The organism is Pseudomonas sp. URIL14HWK12:I12, assembly GCF_003097135.1.
GTDB lineage: Bacteria > Pseudomonadota > Gammaproteobacteria > Pseudomonadales > Pseudomonadaceae > Aquipseudomonas.
Genome location: NZ_QEQL01000005.1, coordinates 18,368 through 42,917 on the forward strand (window position 1 = coordinate 18,368; position 24,550 = coordinate 42,917).

Consider the following 24,550-nt stretch of genomic DNA (forward strand, 5'->3'; position numbering starts at 1 on the left):
GCGCGCGCCGCCCGCTGGTGCTCAACGTGCGACGCTCAGCTCCTCCAGCAACCATTTCTTGAACACCTCCACCGCCGGATGGCGGGTACGGCGCTTGGGGTATACCAGGTAGTGCCCCACGTACTGGATATCGTGTGTCATGCCCCTAAACGGCGCCACCAGCGCACCGCTTTCAAGCTCGTGCTGCGCCAGCAGGCTGGATTCGAGCACAACGCCCATGCCATTGACGGCCGCTGCGATGGCCATGCTGCTGCGATCGAAGCGCAGGGCGTAGTGCCGTGGCGCGACCAGCCGGTTGGCTTCGAACCAGCCCTTCCATTGCAGCATCTGCACATCGCACTGGATCAGCCGCTGCTGGTAAAGGTCCTGCGGCGTACGCAAGGTGCCGGCCAGCGCCGGGCTGCACAGGGGGCTCAGGTGCTCCATCGCCAACGGCACTTTCTCATGCAGCGCCGAGCGCGGCTCGCCGTAGACCACGTCCAGATCGAAGTCGTCGTTGTCGAACTGCGCGTAGTCGGTGCTGGCAGAAAAGCGCAAGTCCACATCCGGGTGGGCCGCCACGAAACGCGCCAGGCGCGGCATCAACCACTGCATGCCGAAACTGGGCGCCGTGTGCAGGCGCAACGGGCGCGGCTCATCACTTTTGATCAGCGCCAGGCCCCTGTGCATCTCATCCAGGCCACGTTGCACATATTCGAGCAACAGGCGGCCGGGTGCGGTGAGGTTGATCTCGCGCGTGGTGCGTTCGAACAACTGAAGCTCGATCAGGTCTTCGAGCTTTTTGATCGAGTGGCTGATGGCGCTGGCCGACACACCGATCTCCTGGGCCGCGTGCACGAACGAGCCGGTGCGCCCGGCCGCCTCGAACACGCGAAGCGAAGCCAGGGGCACTCGTCGCAGCTGTGCAATTAGTGAATCTGGCTCAGCCATGGCTGCAAAAATATCCTTTGTGAGCGGAAAAGCACGGGTGCTAGCTTGAATGCAGGTTGTACGCGGCTCTTTGATGAATTTGCAACATCAATGCAGCCACTACGCTCATAAAAAGCAGGAACCCATAATGACAAGAATCGCTCAAGGCGCCGAAGCGGCTAGCTCCCCGCTTCAACGCATCGCTCACCATGCCTGGCGCATCCGCCGCTTTGCCCTGCGCATGGGTGAAGTCCAGGGCCAGGGTTATGTGGGCCAGGCACTGGGCTGGGCCGACGTGCTCGCCACCGCCTGGTGCCACGCCATGAATGTGCGCCCCCATGACCCGGAGTGGGAGGGCCGCGACCGTTTCCTGCTCTCCCACGGCCACTACGCCATCGCCCTGTATGCCGCACTGCTTGAAGCCGGCGTGCTGCCGGAAAGCGAGCTGGAGACCTACGGCGCCGATGACAGCCGCCTGCCCATGTCGGGCATGGCCAGCTACACCCCTGGCATGGAAATCTCCGGCGGCTCGCTCGGCCAGGGCCTGCCGATCGGTGTGGGCATGGCGCTGGCACTGAAATTCAAGAAAAACCCGGCCTGGGTGTTCAACTCGATGTCGGACGGCGAGCTGGATGAAGGCTCCACCTGGGAAGCGGCGTTGTCGGCTGCCCACCATAAGCTCGATAACCTCATCACGCTGGTGGACCTGAACCGGCAGCAGGCTGACGGCAATTCCCATGACGTTCTTGAGTTCGAGCCCTTGGTAGACAAATGGCAGGCGTTCGGCTGGCACGTGCAGCGGGTCGATGGGAACGACCTGCCGGCCGTGGTTGCCGCCTTCGACGCTGCCATGGCTCACCCGGTGAAGCAGCCCCGGGTGATCCTGTTCGACACCTTGATGGGCAAGGGCGTGGACTTTCTCGAAGCTCGGGAGAAAAACCATTTCATCCGCGTGGAGCCCCACGAATGGCAGGCGGCGATCCAGGCCCTGGATGCCGACTACAAGAAAAACGGAAGCCTGTGACATGAGCGTCGAAGCCCTGAAAAAACCTCGCCTGACCACCTCGGCGATGATTGCCTCCATTGCCAGCGACGGCCAGCGCACCGAAGCGGCGCCCTTTGGCCATGCACTGGTGCAGGCGGCGCAGCACAACCCGCGCATCGTCGGCCTGACCGCGGACCTGTCCAAATACACCGACCTGCATATCTTCGGCCAAGCCTTCCCTGAACGGCATTTCCAGATGGGCATGGCCGAACAGCTGCTGATGGCAGCAGCCGGCGGCATGGCCAAAGAGGGCCTGGCGCCCTTCGCCACCACCTACGCGGTGTTCGCCACCCGCCGGGCCTATGACTTCATTCATCAGGTGATCGCCGAGGAGAATCTCAACGTCAAGATCTGTGCGGCGCTACCGGGGCTGACTACCGGCTACGGCCCCAGCCATCAGGCCACCGATGACCTGGCCCTGATGCGCGCCGTGCCCAACATGACCGTGATCGACCCCTGCGATGCGCTCGACACCACCCAGGCGGTAGCGGCGATGGCTGAGCACCAGGGCCCGGTGTACATGCGGCTGCTACGCGGCAAGGTGCCACTGTTGCTGGATGAGTACGGCTATCGCTTCGAGCTGGGCAAGGCCAAGCTTCTGCGCGATGGCAAGGACGTGCTGATCATTTCCAGCGGCATCATGACCATGCGGGCCCTGGAAGTGGCCGAACGGATGCAGGGTGGCGCCGCAGACGTGGCCGTGCTGCACGTGCCCACGCTCAAGCCGCTCGATGAAACGAGCATTATCGAGCAATGCCGGCGCAGCGGCCGCCTGGTGGTGGTCGCGGAAAACCACAGCACCGTGGGGGGCTTGGGCGAAGCGGTGGCACTGGCCTTGCTCAAGGCGAGGGTGAGCCCAGCCTTCCAGCAGATCGCCCTGCCCGACGCCTTTCTCGATGCCGGCGCCCTGCCGACCTTGCACGACCGCTACGGCATTTCCACCGACACCATGGTGGCTCGCATCCAACAATGGCTGGCCTGAGGAGTACGTTCATGAATGTTGCATTCATCGGCCTGGGCGCCATCGGCTTGCCCATGGCATTGCAGATCCAGCGTGCCGGCCATTCGGTAGTAGGTGTGGAGTTGAGCGAAGCCGGCCGCCAGGCCGCGCAGGCTCAGCGGCTGGAGAGCAGCGGCGACTGGCGCGCCGCCCTGGAAGCCGAGGTGGTGGTGGTGATGGTCGCCACCCCGGCACAGTTGGCAGCCCTGGTGGACCAGTTCGACCAGGCCACCCCCGGCCAGCATTGGGTGATCATGAGCACCGTCGGCCCGGCGGCTGTGCGTGAACAAGGCGCGCGGTTGGCCAGCCGCGGCATCGTGGTCGTGGACGCCCCCGTGACCGGCGGCGTTGCGCGTGCGCAAACCGGTAGCCTGCTGATCTTCGCCTCCGGCACCCCCGAGGCGCTCGACCACGTAGGGCCGGTGTTGCGGGCGATGGGTAACGTCAAGCCCGTAGGCGCCCAGGTAGGCGACGGCCAGGCAATCAAAGTGGTCAACCAGCACCTGTGCTCGGTGCACCTGGTGGCCGCGGCCGAGGCACTGAACCTGGCACGTTCCCTCGCGCTGGACCCGGCCCAGGTACTGGCACTGATCGAACAGGGCGCCGGGGGCTCCTGGATGCTCTCCGACCGCGGCCCGCGCATGCTCGAAGGCACTGACACGCGCGTGACGAGCATGGTGGACATTTTCGTCAAGGACAGCGGCCTGGTGGCCGAGGCGGCTCGGGCCTGCAATGCACAAGTGCCGTTGCTCGACATCGCCCACGCACGCTTCACCCAGGCCGCAGACGCAGGCCTGGGCAAGCGTGACGACAGCCGTGTGATCGAAACCTGGGCGCCTGCCGGCGCCTGAAGCGCTTGCGATACCGAAGGGCGGCCCACCGCCCGCTACAACAACAATAATGTTCGGAGTCAGCCATGAGCGATACTCAATCGGCTTCAACCCAGCCCGGCGGCAACGCCGCCAAGGTCTCCTTCGCCTCGATGATCGGGTCGGCGGTGGAGAGCTACGACTTTTTCATCTACGGCACCGCTGCCGCCGGGTGGTTTGGCAAGGTGTTCTTCCACACCACCGAACCCCTCGTGGGTATTCTCGCGGCCTTCGCCACCATGGCGGTGGGTTTTTTCATGCGCCCGCTGGGCGGGTATCTGGCCGGCCACTTCGGCGACCGGGTCGGCCGCAAGGCCGTATTACTGTGGTCGTTGCTGGCGATGGGCGGGGCCACTGTGCTGATTGGCGCCCTGCCCACCTACGAACAAGCCGGGGTGATTGCGCCGTTGCTGCTGATTTTCCTGCGCATGCTTCAGGGCATCGGCTTCGGTGCCGAGTGGGGAGGCGCGGTGCTGATGGCCTGCGAGCACGCCCCGGCCCATCGCCGGGGCTTCTTTGGCGCGGTGCCGCAGATCGGCATTCCCATGGGCCTGCTGATGGCCAACGGTGCGTTCCTGTTGTCCTCGGCCTTTCTGGAAGGCGACTGGGTATGGCGCGCGCCGTTCCTGTTCTCGGTGGTGATGGTGGCAGTAGGCATGTACATCCGCCTGGGAGTGAGCGAGTCGCCGGCTTTCGAGCAGGCCAAGGCGCAGAACGCACTGGTCAAGCAACCGGCGCTGCATGCTCTGCGCAATGACTGGCGCAAGATCCTGCAACTGGCCGGCGCGCGCCTGGCCGAAACCGGCGGTTATTACATCGCCACCAGCTTCATGCTCTCCTATGTGCTGCTGGCCAACGTGGCGGCCAAGGAGAACGTGCTCTGGGGCACCATGATCGGCTCGGGCCTTGGGCTGGTCAGCCACCTGCTGTTCGGCGCGCTCAGCGACCGGATCGGCCGTAAGCCGGTGTTCCTGCTAGGCTCGATCTTCACCATCGCCTTCGGCATTCCGATGTTCCTGATGATCAACAGCGGCATCACGGTGATGATCGTCGCTGCCGTGGCGGTGTCACTGTTGCTTAGCCACGATCCGATCTTCGCGGTGGAGTCGAGCTGGTTCTCCGAACAGTTCCCGCCCAATGTGCGCTCCTCCGGCATCTCGCTGGGCTACAACTGCGCTTCGCTGATCGCCGGCGCCCTGCCCTTCATCGCAACGGCCATCTACTCGCAGGTGGGCTGGATGGGCCCGGCGCTGCTGTTCAGCTCGTTGGGTGTGATTTCGACCCTGTGCGCGTTGAAGATGCGCGAGACGGCGCCTGCGGTGGCGGAGAGGGTCGAAAGCAGCAACCCGGCGGGGCTAGTGGTGAGCACGCCAGCGCATCGTTGAAATTGGCTGATTCGGCGACCTTTGCACGTCGCGCGGCAAGCCGCCCTCCCACTACTTGAGCTGGCCGCAGACTTTTTGTTGGGAGGCCGGCTTGCCGGGCGACGTGCAACGGGCGACGTGCAACGTGCGGCTTGTCTTTCTGATTGCCGGCCCTGCCCATCAGGCACCGGGCAAACAGCGCTTGATGATCTGCACCAGCGCCTCAACATCCTGCTCAGTGGTGTAGCGGCCGAGGCTCAGGCGCATGCTGCCAGAGGCTTGGGCATCACTGAGCCCCAGTGCCCGCAACACGTGGGAAGGCCCGCTGCTGGCGGAGTTGCACGCTGAGGTCGAAGAAAACGCCACCTGCTCGGCGAACTGGCGCATGTTGAAGAACGGGTGGTCGATGCACAGGTTCACCGTGTGCGGCACACGCTGGGTGGGGTGGCCGTTGAGCGACACACCCGGCAAAGCCAGCAGGCGCTCGCGCAGAGCCTGGCTCAGGGCGCCCAGGCGCCCCCACTCGGCTTCAAGCTGCGTGCCTGCAAGCCGGAAGGCGCTGCCCATGCCCACGATCTGGTGCGTGGCCAAGGTACCGGACCGCAACCCCTGCTCATGCCCGCCGCCGTGGATCTGCGCGGCCAGGCACGGCAGCGCACGGTCACCCACGAACAAGGCGCCGATACCCTTGGGGCCATAGCTTTTATGCGCCGAGAACGACATCAGGTCCACGGCCAGGCTGGCCAGGTCGATGGCAACTTTCCCGGCAGCCTGGGCCGCATCGACATGAAGCAAGGCACCGTGTTCACGCACCAGCGTGCCGATCGCCTGAATATCCGTCAGCGTGCCCAGCTCGTTGTTGACCAGCATCAGCGATACGGCAAGCGTGTCGCTTCGCAGCGCATCGGCGACCGCCTGTGGCTGGATGAGGCCGTTCGCGTCCGGGGCGAGCCAGGTAACGTCGAAGCCCTCGTTCTGCAGTTGCAGCACGGTGTCGAGCACCGCCTTGTGCTCGATCGTGCTGGTGATCAGGTGCCGGCGCTTACCCGCCTTGGCCGCCAGCCCCTTGAGCGCCAGGTTGTTCGACTCGGTTGCACCGGACGTCCAGATGATGTTGCCAGCCTCTGTGCCTACCAGGCTGGCCACTTGATCGCGCGCGGTTTCCACTGCCAACCGGGCGCGTTGGCCAAAGCCATGGGACGTCGAGGCCGGGTTGCCGAAGGTAGCAGCGCGCCCCATGCAGCTGAGCATGTCGGTAATCACGGCGTCATCGATGGGCGTCGTCGCGGCGTAGTCGAAATAAAGCTGTTGCATGGGCTGGCCACCGGGATCTGTGAGGGAGGGACCACCCCATGCTAGCCGATAACGCCAGGCGGGTGCGCACTGCGCGCAGGCCCTTGCAGTGCTTGTTTAACAACATTTCACAACAAACCCGCCGCCTTGACTCACAAGGGCTGCAGCGGCATTCAAAAGCACCGGGTAGGCATTGCCACATGGCTGTCACCTTCGATTCATATACCGCACCTATAAGAGGCACAGCCTTGCCGAGCGAAGCAGTGCGTCTATTCAGGCGTTCGCAGTCACTGCCTTTGGCATCCATTACCCAAGGAGGACGGTCAATGTCTGTGTCAGTCGAGAAAGTCGCCAGCAACGAGCGCAGCGGCAGCAGCAACCAATGGGGCGATGCGGTCGATCGTGCCAAAGCCAAAGACGCCGGCATCGAATGGGAGCGCCCCCACGGTGATGACCGCAGCGCCCAGGAAATCATCGATTCCAGCCCGCTGCTGAAAAACCTCGGTAACCAGAGCGGCGTGAAAGACAAGCTCAGGGACCGGGTTGGCGATTTCGAGAAAGACCCCGACGCGGCCTACCGCGCCGTGCAGGTGCTCGACCATGTGGAGCAATTCGACGAAGGCGGCAAGCGCCTGGTGGGCGGTGACATCGGCAACAGCCGTGTCGACGGTTTCACCAAGGGCGGCGACGCCAAGCACGGCACCGAGGCCGGGCGCTTGCAGGACTTTGGCAAGTACGGTTTCGAAAACCTCAAGGGCGAGCTCAAGCACATCGATGCGGCCAGCGAAAACAAGGAAAACCGCGAAAAAGCCGAAGCACTGGGCATTCAGTGGGAGCGCCCGGAGAACGACAAGCGCTCGGCCCAGGACATCATCGACTCAAGCCCCCTGCTGAAAAACCTCGGCAACCAGAGCCACGTCAAGGACATGCTCAAGGAGCAGGTCGGCGACTTCGAGCGCGACCCGGACGCCGCCTTTCGCGCCACCCAAGTACTGGACCACGTGGTGCGTTTCGATGAAAACGGCCAGCGCATGGCGGGAACCGACGTGAACAACAGCCGCATCGATGGCTTCACCAAAGGGGGCGAGGCCAAGCACGGCACCGAAGCCGGCCGCCTGCAGGATTTCGGCAAGGGCGGCTTCGACAGCCTCAAGGGCACCCTCACCCACGCCTCAAGCGTTGGTGGCGACACGCAAGCCCGCAAGGACGCCGAAGCCGCCGGTATTGTCTGGGAGCTGCCCGAAGGCGACAAGCGCAGCGCCCAGGACATCATCGACGCCAACCCCCTGCTGAAAAACCTGGGTAACCAGAGCGGCGTGAAGGATGCGCTCAAGGAACGCGTGGGGGACTTCGACACCGACGCCAACGCGGCCTTCCGGGCAAGCCAGGTGCTTGACCGCGTGGTGGGCTACAACGAAAAAGGTGACGTACTGAGCGGTGCAGATGTCGCCAACAGCAGCGTCGACGGCTTCACCAAGGGTGGGGAGGCCAAGCACGGCACCGAGGCCGGCCGCCTGCAAGACTTCGGCAAGCACGGCTTCTCGCAATTGGCCAAACCCCAGGCCAGCAACGACATTGCCAGCTACAAGGACTACCTCAAGGCCAACCCCGACGCGGACGCAGGCTCCAAGCAGGTGGCCCAGTACGCGGCCATCCTGGAGCAGAAATACGATTCGATCCGCGGCAAGACCGGCGCCGGCGACGCACTGACCGCGCAGAACCTCAAGGATTACAAGAACGCCAACCCCCAGCTGAGCCAGCAAGAGAAGGAAGCGTTGGACTTCTTCTCCCAGCCAGGCGCCTTCAGGCAGCTGGACACCGCCTCGGCAAGCCTTGGCGGCGGCGCGGACGGCAAGGCGAACAAGGCCGACATCAGCGCTTGGCTCAGCAAGCAGGCGCCCAAGGATGCCACAGGCCTGACCACGCTGATGCAGAGCGTGGTCTCGGGCAATATTACCGGCCAGGTGGACACCAGCAAGCTGGGCGAGGACGTGTTCGTCCACCCGGAAAAATACAGCGCCGAGCAAAAGGCTGCCGTGCTGCTGGACCTTCAGAATGCCCAGAAGCTGGTGGTCGACGGCGCCAACGCCGGCATGTGGAGCACCGACTACGGCAAGGTCGCCATCGCCAACCGCTCTGGCGCGTACTGGGAACCGGAAAAGCTCCTTCAGGACATCAACACGCACATCAGTCAGCTGCAAAACGACCCAGACACCGCCACATTCATCAAGGACAAGGGCGACGAAGGCCTCAAGAACCTGTTCGAGGCCAACCCTGGCTTGAAAGAGGCCGTGGGCAAGACCTACGACGACGAAATCAAGTCGGGCAAGGCCCTGGACAAAGCCTGGGATGCGGCCACAAAGGACGGCAAGACCGACCAGACCGCCGCGCTGACCAGCTACTACGCTACCGCCCAGAGCATGCAGACCATGCTCGGCACGCACGACGCTGCGCAAATCCAGGGCGGCGTGGGCAAATCCAAGCACGCCGAAGCGCTCAAGACCTTCTACAAGGATCAGCTGGCGACCGGTGATCGCATGCGTGAGCTGCTTAAAACCCAGACGCCAGAGCAGGCGGCGGCCAGCTACAGCATGGAAATCGCACTCTACAACGCAACACTGGACCCGACCTTCACCGCCCCGTTCGACAAGCAGGTCAACGACAACTTCTCTACCGTCACCCAGGAGAACCTGTTCAAGGGCTCAAGCTTCGAAGACATTAAAAAGGCCTACGGCAAGGACGGCGGCGACCAGCTGGATGAGGACAAGATCCGCAAGCTCATCGACCAGATGCGCACCGAGTCGCCCGAGCTGCTGATGAACGCTGATGGCACCATGGCTACCACCGATCAGGTGCTTTCGGGTTTTCGCGGCAACTGGGATCTGCTACGCCAGGGCACCAAGGCCCTGGACAAATTCGGCCACTTGTCGGACTTCGACCCCAGCGGCGATGCCAAGGGCGCCTACGGCAGCGGGGCACTCCACGCCGTCAGCGGGTTGTTCCTGGCCGGGGTGACCATTTCCCGCGGCGCGCAGAGCGGGGGCAAGCTTACCGACCGCAACATCGTCGACATCGCCACCGGCTCGGTACAAACCGCCACGGTGCTGACCGAAGGCGGCGCCAAGGGCTACCAGACCTACATGGCCGATGCCTTGAAAAAGGGCAAAGACCTGATCAAGGACATGAACAACGCGGGCCTTGCTGGCGATTTGCTCAACAAGGTCGAAGCCAACGTCAACAAAGGTGAGAACTACGTCAAGGTCTCGAAAAACTTCGAGGAGGCCGCCAAGGGTATCGGTGGCCTGGCCGGGATTGCTGCGGGCGCCTACGGCATTTTCGATGGTGTGCAGGCCATACGCCGGGGCGATAACCTCAGTGGCGGTTTCAGCATCACGGCCGGCTCGCTCGGCGTGCTGGCTGGCACTGCGTCGGCAGCCGAGGGCACCCTGGGGCTGCTCGGCGCGCAGCTGCCGCGATTTCTACCGGCATTGGCAGGCACTGCCGGGGTGCTGGGTTTTCTCGGCGCAGGCGTGGCCGTATTGGGCGCGCTCATACCCGGGTTGGTCAAGGAAGGTCAGCAACAGGCGCAGCAGGATTCGTTCGGTTCAGTGCTCGGGGATGCGATCGAGCGCTACGGGATCGATGGGGTCAAGGATGGGACGATTGCGGACATTGCGACCAAGGACTGGCCGGGTGGTGAGCAGTGGACTTCCTGAAGCCGTAGCAGCCTTGCCCGATACGTGTGGGGGCCGGCTGGCCGGCCTCCCACAGTGCCCTACGGCCCTGGCTGAGAAAGCAAAAAAGCGACCCTAGGGTCGCTTTTTTGGGTGTGCCGAGCTGTTCAGGGGCTCATGCACGAATATGGCGCAGCGGACGGGACTCGAACCCGCGACCCCCGGCGTGACAGGCCGGTATTCTAACCGACTGAACTACCGCTGCGTTTCGTTTGACGCTGGCTGACCGATGCGGGGTGAGGCGTCGGTCTCAACCAGAGCACGGTGAGGTGCAAAGGCTGGAAGTAAAATGGCGCAGCGGACGGGACTCGAACCCGCGACCCCCGGCGTGACAGGCCGGTATTCTAACCGACTGAACTACCGCTGCGCGTCGGCCGGGCTAACGCCCGATTTGAAACATTCTCACGAAGTGGTGGGTGATGACGGGATCGAACCGCCGACCCTCTGCTTGTAAGGCAGATGCTCTCCCGGCTGAGCTAATCACCCTTTGCTTCGCTGAGGTGGCGCATTCTGGGCATCCATCGAATCTAAGTCAATACCCCGCTTGAAGTTTTTTCCAAAAAAACCTGGAAGGCGCCGTGAGCCGCAGGCGCCCTCCTGTGCTTGAGGCATCACTCGCCGTTCTTCACCCGGCTCCAGATCCGTGTGCGCATACGGTCGGTGGCCAGCGGCATTGCTTGCAGCACGAACAGTTTCTGCATCACTTGCTCGGGCGGGTAAACCATTGGATCGTTGCGCACCGCGGGGTCGACCATCGCATCGGCCGCCCTGTTGCCATTGGCGTAGTGAACCGCATTGCTGATGTTGGCCATCACCGCCGGCTCCAGCAGATAGTTCAGGTAGGCGTAGCCGGCGGCTTCGTCCGGGGCGTCGGCCGGCATGGCGACCATGTCGAACCACATCGGCGAGCCCTCCTTGGGAATGACATAGGCGATCTTCTGCCCGTTGTTCGCTTCGCTGGCACGCGAGGCGGCCTGCATCACATCCCCGGAGAAGCCCACCACCAGGCACACGTCACCGTTGGCCAGGTCGCTGGTGTACTTGGAATTGTGGAAATAGCGCACGTAGGGCCGCACGCTCATCAGTAGCGCCTGGGCCTTGTCGTAATCGGCCTTGTTCTGGCTGTGGTGCGGCAGGCCCAGGTAATTCAGCGCAATCGGCAGGATTTCAGGGCCGTTGTCCAGGAAGGCCACGCCACACTGGGCGAGCTTTTTCATGTTTTCAGGCTTGAACACCACATCCCAGGAATCGATCGGGGTGTCGCCCAGCACCGCCTTGACCTTGTCGATGTTGTAGCCGATGCCCGTGCTGCCCCACAGATAAGGGAAGCCATAGCGGTTGCCCGGGTCGTTGGCCTCCAGCGCCTTCATCAGCGTCGGGTTGAGGTTGTGCCAATTGGGCAGTTTGCCGCGATCCAGCGGCTTGAGCGCGCCGGCGGTGATCTGCCGGGCCATGAAGTGGTTGGAGGGAAACACCACGTCGTAGCCGGAATGGCCCGCCGAGAGCTTGGCGTCGAGCACCTCGTTGCTGTCGTAGAGGTCGTACTGGGTGGGGTAGCCGGTGCGCTCCGTGAACACCTTCAGGGTGTCGGGGGCGATGTAGCTGCTCCAGTTGTAGATGCGTACCGTCTCGGCCGCATGGGCGGTGGACACAGCCAACAGCAAGGGAACCGCGAAAGTCTTGAACATGACGCCAACCTCTGTGGTTTTAGATGTTGTGGGGGGCAGTCAGAAAATCAGTACGTAACTCTTGCGAACGGTTTCTTGTACGTCCCAGATACCCGTGGTGTTCGCAGGGAACATCAGCGCGTCGCCGGCCTGGATCTCGATGGGCTCACCCTCGTCCGGGATGAAAATGCAGCGGCCCTGCACGAAATGGCAGAACTCCTGCTGCACGATCTGCCGGCGCCATCGCCCGGGCGTGCATTCCCACACACCCGCCTCTACGCCGTCGCTGCGCTCGATGCCATGGCTGGCCACCTGCGCCAGCGGCTCGCCCAGCGGCACGGCGACCGGCGCAGGTTCGCCCAGGGCGAGGGCATGGGTGTTCTTGAAATGATTGATAGTCATGCGAAGGGCTCCGGTGAGTGCATCAGGCGCTCCATGGTCGCGGCCAGCCCTTGGGCCATCGAGCGCCGCCAGCGTGGCGCCTGAGGGTTGGCCAGCACACGGTCTTCATGGACGAAACTCTGGATGATCGCGTTGTAGCCCAGCCAGCGCAGTGGCTCAGGCTCCCAACGCGGCAGCGCTGCCAGTGGGCGGTCGTTCCACACCCAGGGCTGCTCGGTCAGCGCGTTACGCTGGCCAAGGATCAGCGCCGCCAGGGTTCGCCCGCCCAGGTTGCTGGCGCCCACGCCCTCCCCGCCATAGCCACCGGCCAGCGCCACTTGCTGGCGGCGGTCGATAAGCATGTGCGGCTGGAAGCGCCGGGCTACGCCCAGGTTGCCACCCCAGGCGTGGGTCAAGCGCACATTGCGCAGCATTGGGAACAGGTCGCTGAACAGGGCCTGGCGCAACGCGCGCTCGGCCTGGCTGAGGTTGAAGTCTTCACGCAAGCGGCCGCCGAAGCGGTAGCCACCCCGGGCGCCGAACACCAGGCGATCATCGCGGGTACGCTGGCCGTAGGTCACCTGGCGGCTGTTTTCGCTGAAGGCCTGCCCACGGTCCAGGCCGATCTGCGCCCACACCTGCGGCGACAACGGTTCAGTCGCCACGATCAGGCTTTGCGCGGCCACATGATGGCGATCCAACGGCGGTAGCTGGCTCGAATACCCTTCCACCGCAGGCACCACCCACTGGGCGCGCACCTCACCTTCGGCGGTGCGCACGCGGCCTGGCTGCCAGCCCAACACCGCGCTTTGTTCGAAGATGCGCACCCCTGCGCGTTCTACCGCCTCGGCCAGGCCACGCGCGAGCTTGGCGGGCTGGATGGTCGCGCAGTGCGGCGAATACAGCGCCCCGTAGGCGTTGGCCACGTTCAACTGCTCACGCAGTGCCTGCGGGCTCAGCCACTGGTAATCCTCCTCACCCAGGCCTTCGGCACGTGCAGCCTGCAACTGCTCGCGCAGGCGCCGCTCCTGCTCGGGGTAACGTGCCGCGCAATAGAGCACCCCGCCCTTGCGCAGCTCACAGTCGATGCCCTGGGCCTGGCACACGCGCGCCACTTCATCGGGGATGCCGTGCAGCAACGCGAATGATGCCTGGCGCTGCGCAGCACCCAGCGGCGCCAGCAGGCGGTCTTCGCCCAGCAGGTTGCCCATCAGCCAGCCGCCGTTGCGCCCAGACGCACCGAAGCCGGCGATCCGCGCTTCCAGAATCACGATGTTCAGATGCGGCGCCTGCTGTTTGAGGTACCAGGCGGTCCAGAGCCCTGTGTAGCCAGCGCCGATGATCGCCACGTCCGCGTCCAGCCCCTGATTCAGCGCCGGGCGCGGCACCAGAGGCTCTTGCAGTTGGTCCATCCACAGGCTCACCGCCCGCCAATCGTTCATCGCCGCCTCCACCGTTTGCGTGCCGGCGAAGGTTATGCGGCTGGGCCGTTGGCTGTCTTGTCAGCGGGTCCGCGCGCAATGCGCTTTGAGCCAGGCCTTCGGCGTGCTGCCGGTGTGCGTGCGAAAGGCCTTGTAAAAGGCCGAGGTCGAGTTGAAGCCGGCACTGGCAGCCAGCTCATCGACCGCCACCGCCGGCCCTGCTTTACGCAAGCGATCCAATAGCCAGGCCAGGCGGGCCTGGGTCACATAGCGGTAGAAGCTCTGCCCCAGCACTTGGTTGAGCAGGTAGGACATCTGATTGCGGCTGTAGCCGGTGGCCGTAGCCACGCGCGCCAGGTTCAGCTCAGGGTCGCGAAACGGCTGCTGCTGGTTGAAGTAGTCTTCCAGATCGCGCGCCATGAAGCTCAACTGCCGCGCCGACAGGCCCAGTTTGCTGATCGCCGGTGCCGGCCGTTGCTGGCTGCCAGGTAACTGCTCGCGCACCAGCGAAGCGTATTCGTTGACCCGCAGGATCAGCCCGTCGCACACCGTGATCGCTTCGCTGGAGCGAAACACCACCCGTTGGCCGCCCCCTTGAAGTGCGGTCTGGTACTGAATGAACGCCGTGCTGCCATCCACACGGATACGGTCGTTATGCTCCAGGTATTCGTCCGCGTGGCGCGGCAGCGTGCCGCTGACGTACTCGCGCAGCTCTTCCAGGCTCATGCTGCGAGCCTGGAAGAAGTCGTTGTACTGAACATCAGGGTGGTAAAGCGCGAGAATCGCGTCCAGATCGCGCTTTTTCCATGCCAGGTGATAACGCATCACCACCTCGCGAGTGGTTGCGGTCTGGGCATCGGTGTCGAGCGGGATCGGGGGCATGCTGAGGCTCAGAGCACGTTGGGTTCCATCTCCAGCGCGACCCCGAAGCGCTCGCGCACATCGGCCTGGATCCGCTCGGCCAACCCCAGCACTTGCGCCCCGGTGGCGCCGCCATGATTGACCAGCACCAGCGCCTGCTGCGCGTGCACACCCACCGCGCCGTCCCGGTAACCACGCCATCCGGCCTTGTCGATCAGCCAGCCAGCGGCAAGCTTGGCCTGGCCCTCGGGCAATGGGTAGCTCACCAGGCCGGGGTAACGCTCACGCAGCTCGTCGGCCTGGGCCTGCGGGATCACAGGGTTCTTGAAGAAGCTGCCGGCATTGCCCAGTACCGCAGGGTCGGGGAGCTTCTCCTGGCGGATCGAGCAGATGGCGCGGCTCACGTCCGAGGCAGTCGGCGCGCTGATGCCTTGCTCTATCAGGCGCTGGCGTACCGGGCCGTAGTCCAGGTGCAGCGGTGCATCGGCGCTGAGTTGAAAGCGCACCCGCAGGATCACCCAGCGGCCCGCCTCGCGCTTGAAGCGGCTGTCGCGGTAGCCGAACTCACACTCGCTCAGAGAAAATTCCCGCAGCGCGCCGGTGTGACGATCAAGCGCGGTGAGGCCGGCGAAAACGTCCTTCACCTCCACCCCATAGGCACCTACGTTCTGCATGGGGGCAGCGCCGGCAGTGCCAGGGATGAGGCTGAGGTTCTCAAGGCCCGCCAGGCCCTGGGCCAGCGTCCATTGCACCAGCGGGTGCCAAGGCTCGCCGGCCTCGGCCTCGACCACACCACCGCCGAGCAACCGAATGCCGCGGCTGGCCATGCGAATCACCAGGCCCGGCACGTCACGCGCCAGCACCAGGTTGCTGCCACCGCCGATCACCCGCACCGGCCAGCCGTTGTGCTCGGCCAGCGCAAGCGCCTGGCGCAGCTCGTCATCGTTGTGTACCTGCACGAAGTGCTCGGCGTGCGCCTCCACGCCGAAGGTGTTCCAAGGCTGGAGGGAGGCGCCCTGCTCGACCGCCAGGCTCAACGCCGGCCTCCGTATTCGGCAATCAGCGCGTCGCAGCCGGCTTCGACCAGGTCGAGCACCTCGTCGAAGCCCGCTTCGCCGCCGTAATACGGGTCAGGCACTTCGGCCACGGCTGCGCCGGTGTAATCCAGGAACAACGCCAGTTGCGCCGGGCTGCCCTCGGGGCGCATGCGCTCCAGGTGAGCCAGGTTGGCCCGGTCCATGGCCAGGATCAGGTCGCGCGAGAAGAAATCTTCAGGGTCGACCTGCTGCGCCCGTTGCGCGCTCAGACCATAACCACGCTTGCGCGCCGCGGCCTGGGTGCGGGCATCGGGAGCCTTGCCCACGTGCCAGTCTCCGGTACCGGCCGAAGCCACCTCGAAGCGCTGTGCAAGCCCGGCCTTGGCGAGCTTCGTGCGCAGCACACCTTCGGCGGTGGGCGAACGGCAGATATTGCCCAGGCACACGAACAGGATGCGCATCAGGCCTCCAGCAAGCGCCGAACGCGCTCAAGGTCTTCAGGGGTGTCAACGCCAGTGGGCGGCGCGATCAGGGCATCGGCTACATGAATGCGCACACCGTGCCAGAGCGCTCGCAGTTGCTCCAGTGCCTCGGTTTGCTCCAGCCAGCAAGGGCCCCAGGCAACGAAGTCCTGCAGAAAACCTGCTCGGTAGGCATAGATGCCGATGTGGCGGCGATAGGGCACGCCGGCCGGCAGCACATCCGGGGCCTTGGCCAGGGCGTCACGCGCCCACGGCAGGGTCGCGCGGCTGAAGGTCAGGGCCAGGCCCGACTGGTCGCTGACCACCTTGACGATATTGGGGTTGAACAACGCCTCGACCGCCTCGATCGGCTCGCACAAGGTGGCCATGCCTGCCTCGGTATGCGCGGCGAGGTTGGCTGCGACCTGGTCGATGACTTGCGGCGGAATCAGCGGCTCATCGCCCTGCACATTGACCACGATGGCGTCGGCAGCCAGGTTCAGGGCCTGGGCCACTTCGGCGAGGCGGTCGGTGCCGGACTCATGGTCGGCCCGGGTGAGAACCGCCTGTGCACCGAAGCCTGCACAGGCTTCGAGGATGCGCGCGTCGTCCGTGGCCACCACTACGCGCTCGGCGCCGCTCTTGCACGCCTGCTCCCACACCCATTGCACCATGGGCTTGCCGGCGATCAGTTGCAGCGGCTTGCCGGGCAGGCGGGTAGACGCGTAGCGGGCCGGGATGACGACGGTGAACGCGGGGGTCATTTGTCCAGGCGCTCGTCGTCGGTCAGGGTGCGAGCTTCGGTTTCGAGCATCACCGGGATGCCGTCGCGGATCGGGTAGGCAAGGCCAGCACCCTTGCTGATCAGTTCGAGCTTGTCGTCGCTGAGCTTGAGCGGGCCTTTGGTGATCGGGCAGGCGAGGATATCGAGCAGCTTGGTGTCCATGGGTGTCCTTGGTCTGCAGCGGCCGGTCAGGGCGCGTAGCGGGCCACCAGGGCCTGCACCTGCGCGTCGAACCAGGCCTGGAAGGCTTGGGAAGGTTGTGCGTCCACCGCCAGGTACCACCAGCTGGGCTGGGCGAAGGCCCGGCATTTGACGGCGTCTTTTTCGGTCATCACCAGCGGCAGGGCGGGCTGGAAATCCAGTGCCTGGGCGCTGAAACGCGCATGGTCGGCGAACGCATGGTGCACAGGCCGCCAGTGTAGCGCTTCCAGGGTGTCGAAGAAACGCTGCGGGTTACCGATGCCGGCCACCGCATGCAGCGCCTGGCCGGGGGCGAAATGCTCGAGGCTTTGGCGTTCGCCGCTGGCCAGGTTAACCAGCGCCGAGGGCCGCAACACGAAGCCGAAGCCTTGCGCGGTATCTTGCGCCGCGCCGTTGTAGAGCACGGCATCGGCGCTGCCCAGGCGCTCGGCCGGCTCACGCAATGGGCCGGCGGGCAGGCAGCGGCCGTTGCCCAGCCCACGGGCGGCGTCGATCAGCACCAGCTCCAGGTCGCGGGCCAGGCGGTAGTGCTGCAGGCCGTCGTCGCTCAGCACAAGGTCCAGTGGCTCGGCAGCCAGCAATGCCTCAACGGCACGAGCGCGATCAGGGTCGATCATCATGGGCACACCGCTGCGCTGCACGATCAGCAGCGGCTCGTCGCCTGCCACCTCGGCGGCATCATCGGCACCCACACGCCAGGGCAGGCTGGGCGGCTTGGCCCCGTAGCCCCGGCTGACCACCCCCACTCGCAGGCCAAGCGCGCGGCAGCGTTCGATCATCCACAGGATCATCGGCGTCTTGCCGGTGCCGCCAACGGTGATGTTGCCTACGACCAGCACCGGGCACGGGGCGCGCCAGGCCTTGGCCTGGCCACTGAGGTAGCGTTCCCGTTTGCGATGGGCCACGCGGCGGTAGAGCGCTTCGAGCGGGCCCAGCAGCGCGAGCGCCGGGTGGCCCGTGTACCAGGCCTTGAGCAGCCGACCGCCCAGGCCCATCAATGGCCCTGCGCTTCGACGGTGGTCATCGAAAGCTTGCTGAAGCCCAACTTGCCGGCCGCGTCCATGGCAGTGATCACCGCCTGGTGCGGGGTTTTGCCGTCGGCGCTGATGGACATGGGCAGCGCGGTGTTGTCGCCCGCCTCGCTCTTGATCGCACTCATCAGCGTGTCGAGGTCACTCTTGGGCAGGCGCTTGTCGTTGACGGCGTATTCGCCATCGGCGCTGATAGCGATGTCGATGCGTTTTTCGTCGAGATCATTCGGCGCACCGCTGACCGCCTGAGGCAGCTCGACGCGCAGCTGCGTCTCGCGGGTGAAGGTGGTGGTGACCACGAAAAACAGCAGCAGCACGAACACGATATCGATCAGGGACGCCAGGTTGATGTCGATGTGCTCGCGCTGGCGGCGGCGACGGAATTTCACGCAGCCACCTCGGCCATGTCGACGTCACGATCGCCCTGCACCACTTCCACCAGCTTGATCGCCTCCTGCTCCATGCTCACGACCAGCTCATCGACCCGGCGCAGCAGGAAGCGGTGGAAGAACACGGCTGGGATGCCCACCATCAGGCCTGATGCGGTGGTGATCAGTGCCTTGGAGATGCCGCCGGCGAGCACCGAGGCGTTGGCCGCCATGCCGGTGGCGGTGAAGGCGCTGAAGATATCGATCATGCCCAGCACGGTGCCGAGCAAGCCCAGCAGCGGGGCCATCGCGGCGATGGTGCCGAGGGTGCTGATGTAGCGCTCGAGCTCATGAATGACGCGCGAAGCGGACTCCTCGATGCACTCTTTCATGATCTCGCGGCCATGGCGCGAGTTGGCAAGGCCCGCAGCGAGGATTTCACCCAGAGGCGAGCTGGCGCGCAGCTCTTTGAGGCGCTCCTTGTTCAGCTGTTTGTCTTTGATCCAGCGCCACACCTGGCCCACCAGGTGGTTGGGAGCGACGCGGCTGGCGCGCAGTGTCCAAAGGCGTTCGGCGACGATCGCCAGCGCCACCACCGAGCTCAGAATGATCGGCAGCATCATCCAACCGCCGGCTTTGACCAATTCCCACACAGTAAACGCCCCCTTGAAAAAGGCCGCCACTCTACCACAGCCCGGCCGGGCTGCCGAAAGCGCGGCGACACAAGGGTCAGGGCAAGCGCCAGAAGCGCGGCCGCTCGCGCCAGCGTTCAAGCGGCTCGCCTGCACCCAGGCGCAAGACCAAGGCCCCGTGCAGGGCGGTGTCGTGCACTTCGATGCCGCGTTCGCGGTAACGCGCCAGCACCTGCGCGTGCGGATGCCCGAAGCGGTTGGCGCTGCCGCGCGGGATCATGACCTGGCGCACGCCCAGGCCATCGAGCAGTGCGGCGCTTGAGGAAGTCCTGCTGCCGTGATGAGGTGCCTGCAACCACTGGGCACGCCACTGGGGGCGCTCGCGCAACAGCGCTTGCTCGGCCGCCAGCTCCAGGTCGCCCGGCAACAGCAGGCTCTGCTCACCCGCTTCGATCAGCAATACGCAAGAGGCCAGGTTGCCTTCCTTGGCGGCGTGCCAACGCCATTGGCTGAACCGCACGCCGTTCCACTCCCAGTGCGCGCCACTTTCGCAGGGCCAGTAGCCTTTGGGCAGCGAAGGTGGATCGCCGGCGCGACGCCAGCCGGTAGGCAGCGCCTTGAGCACGCTCGCCGCGCCGCCGGCGTGGTCCAGATGGCCGTGGCTGATCAACAGGCCATCGAGCCGGCGCACGCCCAGCTGCTGGAGGCTGGGCACCACCACCTGCTGGCCGGCGTCGCTGCCGCCCAGAGTGGGGCCGGCGTCATACAGCAGCGCATGGTCGCGGGTGCGCACCACCACGGCCAAACCCTGGCCGACATCCAATTGAGTGACCCATGCCTGGCCATGAGGTGGGGCGGGCCAGGGTGCCCAGAACAACAACGCCATCGGCGGCAGGCCCAACCAGCGCATCGGCACGCCGGCGGGTGCCAGCCACCACAGCACGCCCGCCCCGATCAGCGGCCACGCCCAACCCGGCGGCGCGGGAACGGCCAAGGGGGGTGCAAGCATGGCCAGGTGCTCAAGCACGCCGAACAGCAACGCCAATGCATGGCCCACGCCCATCAGCACCCCCTGCCCCGCCCATTGCCACACCAGCAGCAGCAGGGCCCCGGCCAGGGCCCCTGGCAGCACCACCAGGCTGACCCAGGGCACCGCGAACAGGTTAGCCAGCGGGCCGGTGGTACTCACCGGCAGCCCTAACGCCACCAACCAAGGGGCAAGGCCGATGGCCATCAACCACTGTGGCCGCCACCAGGCCTGCCAGGCAGGCCAGCCGCCCAGGCGCCCCGAAAACCCCAGCAACAACACCCCCACCGCTGCGAACGAGAGCCAGAACCCCTGGCGCAGGCTGGCCAGGGGCTCAGCCAGCAACACCCCGCACAGCGCCCCCAGCAACGGCAGCCCTAAGCCGGGCCGGCGATAGTTGAGCCGCCACAGCAGCACCCAGGCCAGCATCAGGCAGGCACGCTGCACCGGCACGCCGAACCCGGCGAGCGCACCATACCCCACAGCGCCGGCCATGCTCGCTGCGCAGGCGCAGGGCAGCCACGGCCAGCGTGAAGGCCAGAGCCCCAGCCTGGCCAGCCCCGCGATCAGGCCGTAGAGCAGCCCGGCGAACACGCCGATGTGCTGGCCGGAGATCACCAGCAAGTGCACCGTGCCGGTAGCCTGCAGCAGCTGCCACTGTTCAGGCTTCAGACCGCGCGCATCACCCAGTACCAGCGCTGCGATCACCGCCTCGTAGCCCTGCGCCGGTACCGCCAGCAAGCGGTCAGCCAAACGCTCACGCCACTGCCAGGATGTGGCTGCCTGCAAGCGCTGGCCATCCTTGACACTGCCCTGGGCGCCGATGCGTTGTGCCAGCAGCCAGGCCTCCTGATCAAAACCGCCGGGGTTCACCAACCCCCTGGGTTCGCGCAAGGTTACCGCCAGCCGCCAGCGTTCACCGTCGCGCAGCGCTGGGCCACCGAACCAGCTCAGGCGCAGGCGCGTGGGCAGTTCGGCGCGGCCTGCACTGACTTCGCGCAGTTCGAAGCGCACGCTGCGCCCATCGCTGCGGGGCAGGCCCGCTACGCGACCTTCAAGCCAGACCGTCTCACCGTGCAAGGCGGGCGCGAGCCGGTCATCCAGTGCCCATTGCGCCGACAGGCAAGCCCAGCACAATCCCGCCAGAAACAGGCCTGGCAACCAATACCCACGCCACAGGCAAACCGCGCCCAGCAACGCTCCCACGCCCAGCATCCAACCCGTTGGCAACGCCGGCAGCCAGCGCAATGCCAGCAAGCCGGCGGCCAATGCAGCCATCCGTGGCCCCATGTTCACCTCTACGATCCGTGCCTGTGCAGCTATAGCTCAGGCTCGCAGACATGCTCTTCAATATTTGTCACAAAAACTGAGGCGGCGTTTCCCGGGTAGCGGGGCATACTGAGCGGCATCCCTCCCTCCCGCTTCCGAGCACTCATGGCACGCAGATTGTTCCAGCGCTACCTGCCGAGCCCGGCCAGCCTGCGCACTCATTCCTCGTTACGTTTTCTCGGGCCACTGCTCGACCGGCACAGCCTCTGGCAGCTCAACCGCCGCAGCGTGGCGCGGGCGGTGGGCGTCGGCCTGTTCGCGGCGCTCATGCCAATGCCACTGCAAATGCTGCTGGCCGCCGCGCTGGCGCTCCTGGCACGGGCCAGCCTGCCACTGGCGGTCAGCCTCGTCTGGCTGACCAACCCGCTGACAATGCCACCGGTGTTCTATTGCACGTACAAGGTAGGGGCTTGGCTGATGGGGCTGCCCCCACGGCCGTTTCCGGAAGGTTTCAGCTGGGCCTGGGCCACCCAGGAAATGGCTGCCCTGTGGCAGCCTTTTCTGGTGGGGTCGGTCGTGAGTGGGGGCGTGCTGGGCGTGGCAGGTTACTTCACCACCTTGGCCCTCTGGCGCTGGCAGGTGAGCCGCCAGTGGGCCAAGCGGCGCCGGTGGTAGAGGTTCAGTACGCCAACTAGGAGCGCATACCCCGCCCACTCACCAGCAATCGCGCGCAGCAGACGTACAGCACCACGCTCGACACGAGCATGAAGCTGATGGCAACGCCAATGCGGATGTCCGAGACGCCGAGGATGCCGTAGCGGAACGAGTTGACCATGTGCAACACCGGGTTGGCCAGCGAGATGGTCTGCCAGATCGGCGGCAGCAGGTTGATCGAATAGAACACCCCGCCCAGGTAGGTCAGCGGCGTCAGCACGAAGGTCGGGATGATCGAGATGTCGTCGAAGTTGCGCGCAAACACCGCGTTGACGAAGCCCAGCATCGAAAAGATCGTTGCGGTCAGTACCACCACCAGCACGGTGATGCCCAGGTGGTGCACCTGCAGGTCGGTGAAGAACAGCGACAGCAGGGTCACGATCAAACCGACCGCCAGCCCGCGAAGCACCCCGCCCAGTACGTAGCCAACCAGAATGGTGTGGGGCGACACCGGCGAGACCATCAGCTCCTCGATCGAGCGCTGGAACTTGGCCCCGAAGAAACTCGACACCACGTTGCCGTAGGAGTTGGTGATCACCGACATCATGATCAGCCCGGGCACGATGTACTGCATGTAGGTGAACCCGCCCATGCCGCCGATCTGCCGGCCGATGAGGTTCCCGAAGATCACGAAGTACAGCACCATGGTGATTGCAGGCGGCAGCAGCGTCTGCGGCCAGATGCGCATGAAGCGGCGGATTTCGCGGTAGACGATGGTGTTGAGTGCGACCAGGTTCGCAGAGAGCTCGCTCATAGTGCCACCTTCGCCAGGTTACGTTCGACCAGGGACACGAACAACTCCTCAAGGCGGTTGGTCTTGTTGCGCAGGCTGCTGACCGGGATGTTGCGCTCGGCGAGCGCCGCAAACAGCGCGGTGACCCCGGCGGCTTTGTCTACCTGCACTTCGAGGGTGTGGGCATCGACCAGGCGGCAGGGATAGCCGGGCAGCTCCGGGGCCTGATCGAGGTCACGGCCCAGGTCGAGCAGGAAGGTCTCGACCGTCAGCTTGCCCAGCAGGTTACGCATGCTGGTGTTCTGCACGATGGTGCCGTGGTCGATGATGCCGATGTTGCGGCACAGCTGCTCGGCCTCTTCCAGGTAATGGGTGGTGAGGATGATCGTAGTACCCTTGCGGTTCAGCTCGGTGAGGAAGGTCCACATCGAACGGCGCAGCTCGATATCCACCCCCGCGGTGGGCTCATCGAGGATCAGCAGGCGGGGCTCGTGGATGAGGGCGCGGGCGATCATCAACCGCCGCTTCATACCCCCGGACAGCGAACGAGATGGCGTATCGCGCTTGTCCCAGAGGCCCAGCTGGTTCAGGTACTGCTCGGCACGCTCGCGTGCCACCTTGGCAGGGATGCCGTAGTAGCCGGCCTGGGTCACGACGATGTCGAACGTCTTCTCGAACTGGTTGAAGTTGAATTCCTGGGGCACCACGCCAATGGAGCGCTTGAGCTTGGCAGGCTCCCGGTCCAGGTCGTGGCCGAACACGTTCACCGTGCCGGAACTCTTGTTCACCAAGGTCGAAAGCACGCCAATGGTGGTGGATTTGCCCGCCCCGTTGGGGCCAAGCAGGGCGAAGAAGTCACCTTCGGCCACGTCCAGGTCTATCCCCTTGAGGGCCTGGAAGCCGTTGCCGTAGGTTTTTGTCAGCTGTCGAATGGACAGGGCTTGGGTCATGTCGGGCTTCACTTATCGCTTGAGCTTGGGCCAGAAATGGCAATAGGTGCGATGGCACCCTGAACGCCGGCCATATTCACCGACGCCCACGGCATAAGTACAGCAATGCCGATTAATAGTGACTATCAAGTCAGGGCGGTCATTACAGCGCTCCGATAAGCGGGCCGCTCACAAAGGCGTGCATACCAGGCTTCCAGGTGGGGCAGTGGTGGGCGTTCGATGGGCAGGTTGAACCAGCCATAGGCAAAACAGCCCAGCGGTATGTCGCCCATGCCGATCTGCGCCCCGCTTAGGTAAGGCTGGTGCGCCAACAAGGCATCGGCCTGGGCGAGCAACTGCGCGCACGCATCACGGGCCGCGAAGATCGCCGGCCAATCTTGCTGCGCAGGCGGAGTGCGCAATACGCCCCAGAACACGTCCTTGAAGGGGGCTGCCAGGCTCCCGGTGGCCCAGTCCATCCAGAGCTCGGCAAGGGCACGGGCAGCGGGCTGCTCCGGCCACCAGTGGCTGCCGGCAGCGTGGGTGGCCAACAGATAGCGGCAAATGGTGTTGGATTCGTAGAGCGTGAGGTCTGCGTCCTGGAGCACAGGCACCCGGCCATTGGGGTTCATGGCGCGGTACGCGGGTGTGTCGACCACGCCGAAAGCGCCCCCGGCGTCGACCTGCTGATAGCTCAGCCCTAGCTCTTCAGCGCACCACAATACCTTCCGGACATTGGTGGAGTTGATCCGGCCCCAGATTTTCAGCATGGCAAAGCTTCCTTGGCAGTGGCGATGCCCGGCAGTTTAACCCGGCCCAG

General features: G+C 65.0%; 23 protein-coding genes and 3 tRNA genes. 6 read left to right on the forward strand and 20 right to left on the reverse strand.

All coding sequences use genetic code 11. The annotated features are described in order from the left end of the window. Nucleotides 1-21: 21 nt before the first annotated feature. The gene (locus F474_RS15265; protein ID WP_256577858.1) at nucleotides 22-930 is read right to left on the reverse strand and encodes a LysR substrate-binding domain-containing protein; all 909 of its coding nucleotides are present in this window, start codon (nucleotides 928-930) and stop codon (nucleotides 22-24) included. 127 nt (nucleotides 931-1,057) lie between these two features. Between F474_RS15265 and F474_RS15270 the strand changes: the two genes are divergently transcribed. From F474_RS15270 to F474_RS15285, 4 genes are all read left to right on the forward strand, one after another. After that, nucleotides 1,058-1,933, forward strand: a complete 876-nt coding sequence (locus tag F474_RS15270; RefSeq protein WP_097089462.1) for a transketolase — start codon at nucleotides 1,058-1,060, stop codon at nucleotides 1,931-1,933. Nucleotide 1,934: 1 nt separating this feature from the next. Next, nucleotides 1,935-2,936 carry a transketolase family protein gene (locus F474_RS15275; protein WP_097089460.1) on the forward strand — a complete coding sequence of 334 codons (1,002 nt, stop codon included), beginning with the start codon at nucleotides 1,935-1,937 and terminating at the stop codon, nucleotides 2,934-2,936. An 11-nt stretch (nucleotides 2,937-2,947) separates the two neighbouring features. Continuing rightward, nucleotides 2,948-3,805, forward strand: a complete 858-nt coding sequence (locus F474_RS15280; protein WP_097089458.1) for an NAD(P)-dependent oxidoreductase — start codon at nucleotides 2,948-2,950, stop codon at nucleotides 3,803-3,805. Nucleotides 3,806-3,870: 65 nt separating this feature from the next. Continuing rightward, a complete protein-coding gene (locus F474_RS15285; RefSeq protein ID WP_097089456.1) occupies nucleotides 3,871-5,208 on the forward strand; it encodes an MFS transporter in 1,338 nt (445 codons plus the stop codon). Nucleotides 5,209-5,367: 159 nt separating this feature from the next. On the opposite strand, the gene F474_RS15290 is transcribed toward F474_RS15285, so the two are convergent. Then, complete coding sequence (locus F474_RS15290) at nucleotides 5,368-6,501, reverse strand: cysteine desulfurase family protein (protein ID WP_097089454.1); 1,134 nt, start codon at nucleotides 6,499-6,501, stop codon at nucleotides 5,368-5,370. Between the two features lie 305 nt (nucleotides 6,502-6,806). Here F474_RS15290 and F474_RS15295 point away from each other — a divergent pair, with 305 nt between their 5' ends. Then, nucleotides 6,807-10,196, forward strand: coding sequence for a type III effector HrpK domain-containing protein (locus F474_RS15295; RefSeq protein WP_097089451.1), 3,390 nt, complete (start codon nucleotides 6,807-6,809; stop codon nucleotides 10,194-10,196). Nucleotides 10,197-10,342: 146 nt separating this feature from the next. Here F474_RS15295 and F474_RS15300 read toward each other — a convergent pair. The 15 genes from F474_RS15300 to F474_RS15370 form a co-directional block, all read right to left on the reverse strand. Further along, nucleotides 10,343-10,419 (reverse strand) — tRNA-Asp (locus F474_RS15300). 85 nt (nucleotides 10,420-10,504) lie between these two features. Beyond that, nucleotides 10,505-10,581: transfer RNA gene (locus tag F474_RS15305), tRNA-Asp, on the reverse strand. Between the two features lie 43 nt (nucleotides 10,582-10,624). Then, nucleotides 10,625-10,700: transfer RNA gene (locus F474_RS15310), tRNA-Val, on the reverse strand. A 125-nt stretch (nucleotides 10,701-10,825) separates the two neighbouring features. Continuing rightward, nucleotides 10,826-11,902 (reverse strand): polyamine ABC transporter substrate-binding protein, encoded by a 1,077-nt coding sequence (locus tag F474_RS15315; protein WP_097089449.1) that lies wholly within the window; start codon nucleotides 11,900-11,902, stop codon nucleotides 10,826-10,828. A gap of 39 nt (nucleotides 11,903-11,941) precedes the next feature. After that, nucleotides 11,942-12,283 carry a cupin domain-containing protein gene (locus F474_RS15320; RefSeq protein ID WP_097089447.1) on the reverse strand — a complete coding sequence of 114 codons (342 nt, stop codon included), beginning with the start codon at nucleotides 12,281-12,283 and terminating at the stop codon, nucleotides 11,942-11,944. Beyond that, nucleotides 12,280-13,704 carry an FAD-binding oxidoreductase gene (locus F474_RS15325; protein ID WP_097089444.1) on the reverse strand — a complete coding sequence of 475 codons (1,425 nt, stop codon included), beginning with the start codon at nucleotides 13,702-13,704 and terminating at the stop codon, nucleotides 12,280-12,282. The genes F474_RS15320 and F474_RS15325 overlap by 4 nt, the downstream gene beginning before the upstream one ends. A 60-nt stretch (nucleotides 13,705-13,764) precedes the next feature. Beyond that, nucleotides 13,765-14,565: an AraC family transcriptional regulator gene (locus F474_RS15330; protein WP_097089441.1), complete on the reverse strand. Its 801-nt coding sequence runs from the start codon at nucleotides 14,563-14,565 to the stop codon at nucleotides 13,765-13,767. An 8-nt stretch (nucleotides 14,566-14,573) separates the two neighbouring features. Then, complete coding sequence (murB, locus tag F474_RS15335) at nucleotides 14,574-15,581, reverse strand: UDP-N-acetylmuramate dehydrogenase (RefSeq protein ID WP_097089439.1); 1,008 nt, start codon at nucleotides 15,579-15,581, stop codon at nucleotides 14,574-14,576. Then, complete coding sequence (locus F474_RS15340; protein WP_097089436.1) at nucleotides 15,578-16,042, reverse strand: low molecular weight protein-tyrosine-phosphatase; 465 nt, start codon at nucleotides 16,040-16,042, stop codon at nucleotides 15,578-15,580. The genes murB and F474_RS15340 overlap by 4 nt, the downstream gene beginning before the upstream one ends. Next, complete coding sequence (gene kdsB / locus F474_RS15345; protein ID WP_097089434.1) at nucleotides 16,042-16,806, reverse strand: 3-deoxy-manno-octulosonate cytidylyltransferase; 765 nt, start codon at nucleotides 16,804-16,806, stop codon at nucleotides 16,042-16,044. The genes F474_RS15340 and kdsB overlap by 1 nt, the downstream gene beginning before the upstream one ends. After that, nucleotides 16,803-16,988 carry a Trm112 family protein gene (locus tag F474_RS15350; protein WP_097089432.1) on the reverse strand — a complete coding sequence of 62 codons (186 nt, stop codon included), beginning with the start codon at nucleotides 16,986-16,988 and terminating at the stop codon, nucleotides 16,803-16,805. Before F474_RS15350 ends, kdsB begins: the two co-directional genes overlap by 4 nt. 26 nt (nucleotides 16,989-17,014) lie before the next feature. After that, nucleotides 17,015-18,022: a tetraacyldisaccharide 4'-kinase gene (gene lpxK / locus F474_RS15355; protein ID WP_097089429.1), complete on the reverse strand. Its 1,008-nt coding sequence runs from the start codon at nucleotides 18,020-18,022 to the stop codon at nucleotides 17,015-17,017. Then, on the reverse strand, nucleotides 18,022-18,447 hold the full coding sequence (locus F474_RS15360; RefSeq protein WP_097089425.1) for a biopolymer transporter ExbD: 426 nt from the start codon (nucleotides 18,445-18,447) through the stop codon (nucleotides 18,022-18,024). Before F474_RS15360 ends, lpxK begins: the two co-directional genes overlap by 1 nt. Continuing rightward, complete coding sequence (locus F474_RS15365) at nucleotides 18,444-19,079, reverse strand: MotA/TolQ/ExbB proton channel family protein (protein ID WP_097089424.1); 636 nt, start codon at nucleotides 19,077-19,079, stop codon at nucleotides 18,444-18,446. Before F474_RS15365 ends, F474_RS15360 begins: the two co-directional genes overlap by 4 nt. Nucleotides 19,080-19,155: 76 nt before the next feature. Beyond that, entirely contained in the window at nucleotides 19,156-21,363 is a 2,208-nt protein-coding gene (locus tag F474_RS15370; protein ID WP_097089422.1) for a DNA internalization-related competence protein ComEC/Rec2, read from the reverse strand. A gap of 156 nt (nucleotides 21,364-21,519) precedes the next feature. Between F474_RS15370 and F474_RS15375 the strand changes: the two genes are divergently transcribed. After that, nucleotides 21,520-22,029 carry a DUF2062 domain-containing protein gene (locus tag F474_RS15375; protein ID WP_097089420.1) on the forward strand — a complete coding sequence of 170 codons (510 nt, stop codon included), beginning with the start codon at nucleotides 21,520-21,522 and terminating at the stop codon, nucleotides 22,027-22,029. A 16-nt stretch (nucleotides 22,030-22,045) separates the two neighbouring features. Here F474_RS15375 and F474_RS15380 read toward each other — a convergent pair whose 3' ends face one another. The 3 genes from F474_RS15380 to F474_RS15390 all read right to left on the reverse strand — a co-directional run bounded on the left by F474_RS15380 (nucleotide 22,046) and on the right by F474_RS15390 (nucleotide 24,500). Beyond that, a complete protein-coding gene (locus F474_RS15380; RefSeq protein ID WP_097089418.1) occupies nucleotides 22,046-22,822 on the reverse strand; it encodes an ABC transporter permease in 777 nt (258 codons plus the stop codon). Next, nucleotides 22,819-23,751 carry an ABC transporter ATP-binding protein gene (locus F474_RS15385; RefSeq protein WP_097089416.1) on the reverse strand — a complete coding sequence of 311 codons (933 nt, stop codon included), beginning with the start codon at nucleotides 23,749-23,751 and terminating at the stop codon, nucleotides 22,819-22,821. Before F474_RS15385 ends, F474_RS15380 begins: the two co-directional genes overlap by 4 nt. A 125-nt stretch (nucleotides 23,752-23,876) precedes the next feature. After that, nucleotides 23,877-24,500, reverse strand: a complete 624-nt coding sequence (locus F474_RS15390; protein WP_097089415.1) for a glutathione S-transferase — start codon at nucleotides 24,498-24,500, stop codon at nucleotides 23,877-23,879. Nucleotides 24,501-24,550 lie beyond the last annotated feature (50 nt).

Bases quoted from the DNA above. Each gene is read 5' to 3' on its own strand.
- F474_RS15265 (WP_256577858.1), bottom strand. From the start codon at position 930: ATGGCTGAGCCAGATTCACTAATTGCACAGCTGCGACGAGTGCCCCTG.
- F474_RS15270 (WP_097089462.1), top strand. From the start codon at position 1,058: ATGACAAGAATCGCTCAAGGCGCCGAAGCGGCTAGCTCCCCGCTTCAA.
- F474_RS15275 (WP_097089460.1), top strand. From the start codon at position 1,935: ATGAGCGTCGAAGCCCTGAAAAAACCTCGCCTGACCACCTCGGCGATG.
- F474_RS15280 (WP_097089458.1), top strand. From the start codon at position 2,948: ATGAATGTTGCATTCATCGGCCTGGGCGCCATCGGCTTGCCCATGGCA.
- F474_RS15285 (WP_097089456.1), top strand. From the start codon at position 3,871: ATGAGCGATACTCAATCGGCTTCAACCCAGCCCGGCGGCAACGCCGCC.
- F474_RS15290 (WP_097089454.1), bottom strand. From the start codon at position 6,501: ATGCAACAGCTTTATTTCGACTACGCCGCGACGACGCCCATCGATGAC.
- F474_RS15295 (WP_097089451.1), top strand. From the start codon at position 6,807: ATGTCTGTGTCAGTCGAGAAAGTCGCCAGCAACGAGCGCAGCGGCAGC.
- F474_RS15315 (WP_097089449.1), bottom strand. From the start codon at position 11,902: ATGTTCAAGACTTTCGCGGTTCCCTTGCTGTTGGCTGTGTCCACCGCC.
- F474_RS15320 (WP_097089447.1), bottom strand. From the start codon at position 12,283: ATGACTATCAATCATTTCAAGAACACCCATGCCCTCGCCCTGGGCGAA.
- F474_RS15325 (WP_097089444.1), bottom strand. From the start codon at position 13,704: ATGAACGATTGGCGGGCGGTGAGCCTGTGGATGGACCAACTGCAAGAG.
- F474_RS15330 (WP_097089441.1), bottom strand. From the start codon at position 14,565: ATGCCCCCGATCCCGCTCGACACCGATGCCCAGACCGCAACCACTCGC.
- F474_RS15340 (WP_097089436.1), bottom strand. From the start codon at position 16,042: ATGCGCATCCTGTTCGTGTGCCTGGGCAATATCTGCCGTTCGCCCACC.
- kdsB (WP_097089434.1), bottom strand. From the start codon at position 16,806: ATGACCCCCGCGTTCACCGTCGTCATCCCGGCCCGCTACGCGTCTACC.
- F474_RS15350 (WP_097089432.1), bottom strand. From the start codon at position 16,988: ATGGACACCAAGCTGCTCGATATCCTCGCCTGCCCGATCACCAAAGGC.
- lpxK (WP_097089429.1), bottom strand. From the start codon at position 18,022: ATGGGCCTGGGCGGTCGGCTGCTCAAGGCCTGGTACACGGGCCACCCG.
- F474_RS15370 (WP_097089422.1), bottom strand. From the start codon at position 21,363: ATGGCTGCATTGGCCGCCGGCTTGCTGGCATTGCGCTGGCTGCCGGCG.
- F474_RS15375 (WP_097089420.1), top strand. From the start codon at position 21,520: ATGGCACGCAGATTGTTCCAGCGCTACCTGCCGAGCCCGGCCAGCCTG.
- F474_RS15380 (WP_097089418.1), bottom strand. From the start codon at position 22,822: ATGAGCGAGCTCTCTGCGAACCTGGTCGCACTCAACACCATCGTCTAC.
- F474_RS15385 (WP_097089416.1), bottom strand. From the start codon at position 23,751: ATGACCCAAGCCCTGTCCATTCGACAGCTGACAAAAACCTACGGCAAC.
- F474_RS15390 (WP_097089415.1), bottom strand. From the start codon at position 24,500: ATGCTGAAAATCTGGGGCCGGATCAACTCCACCAATGTCCGGAAGGTA.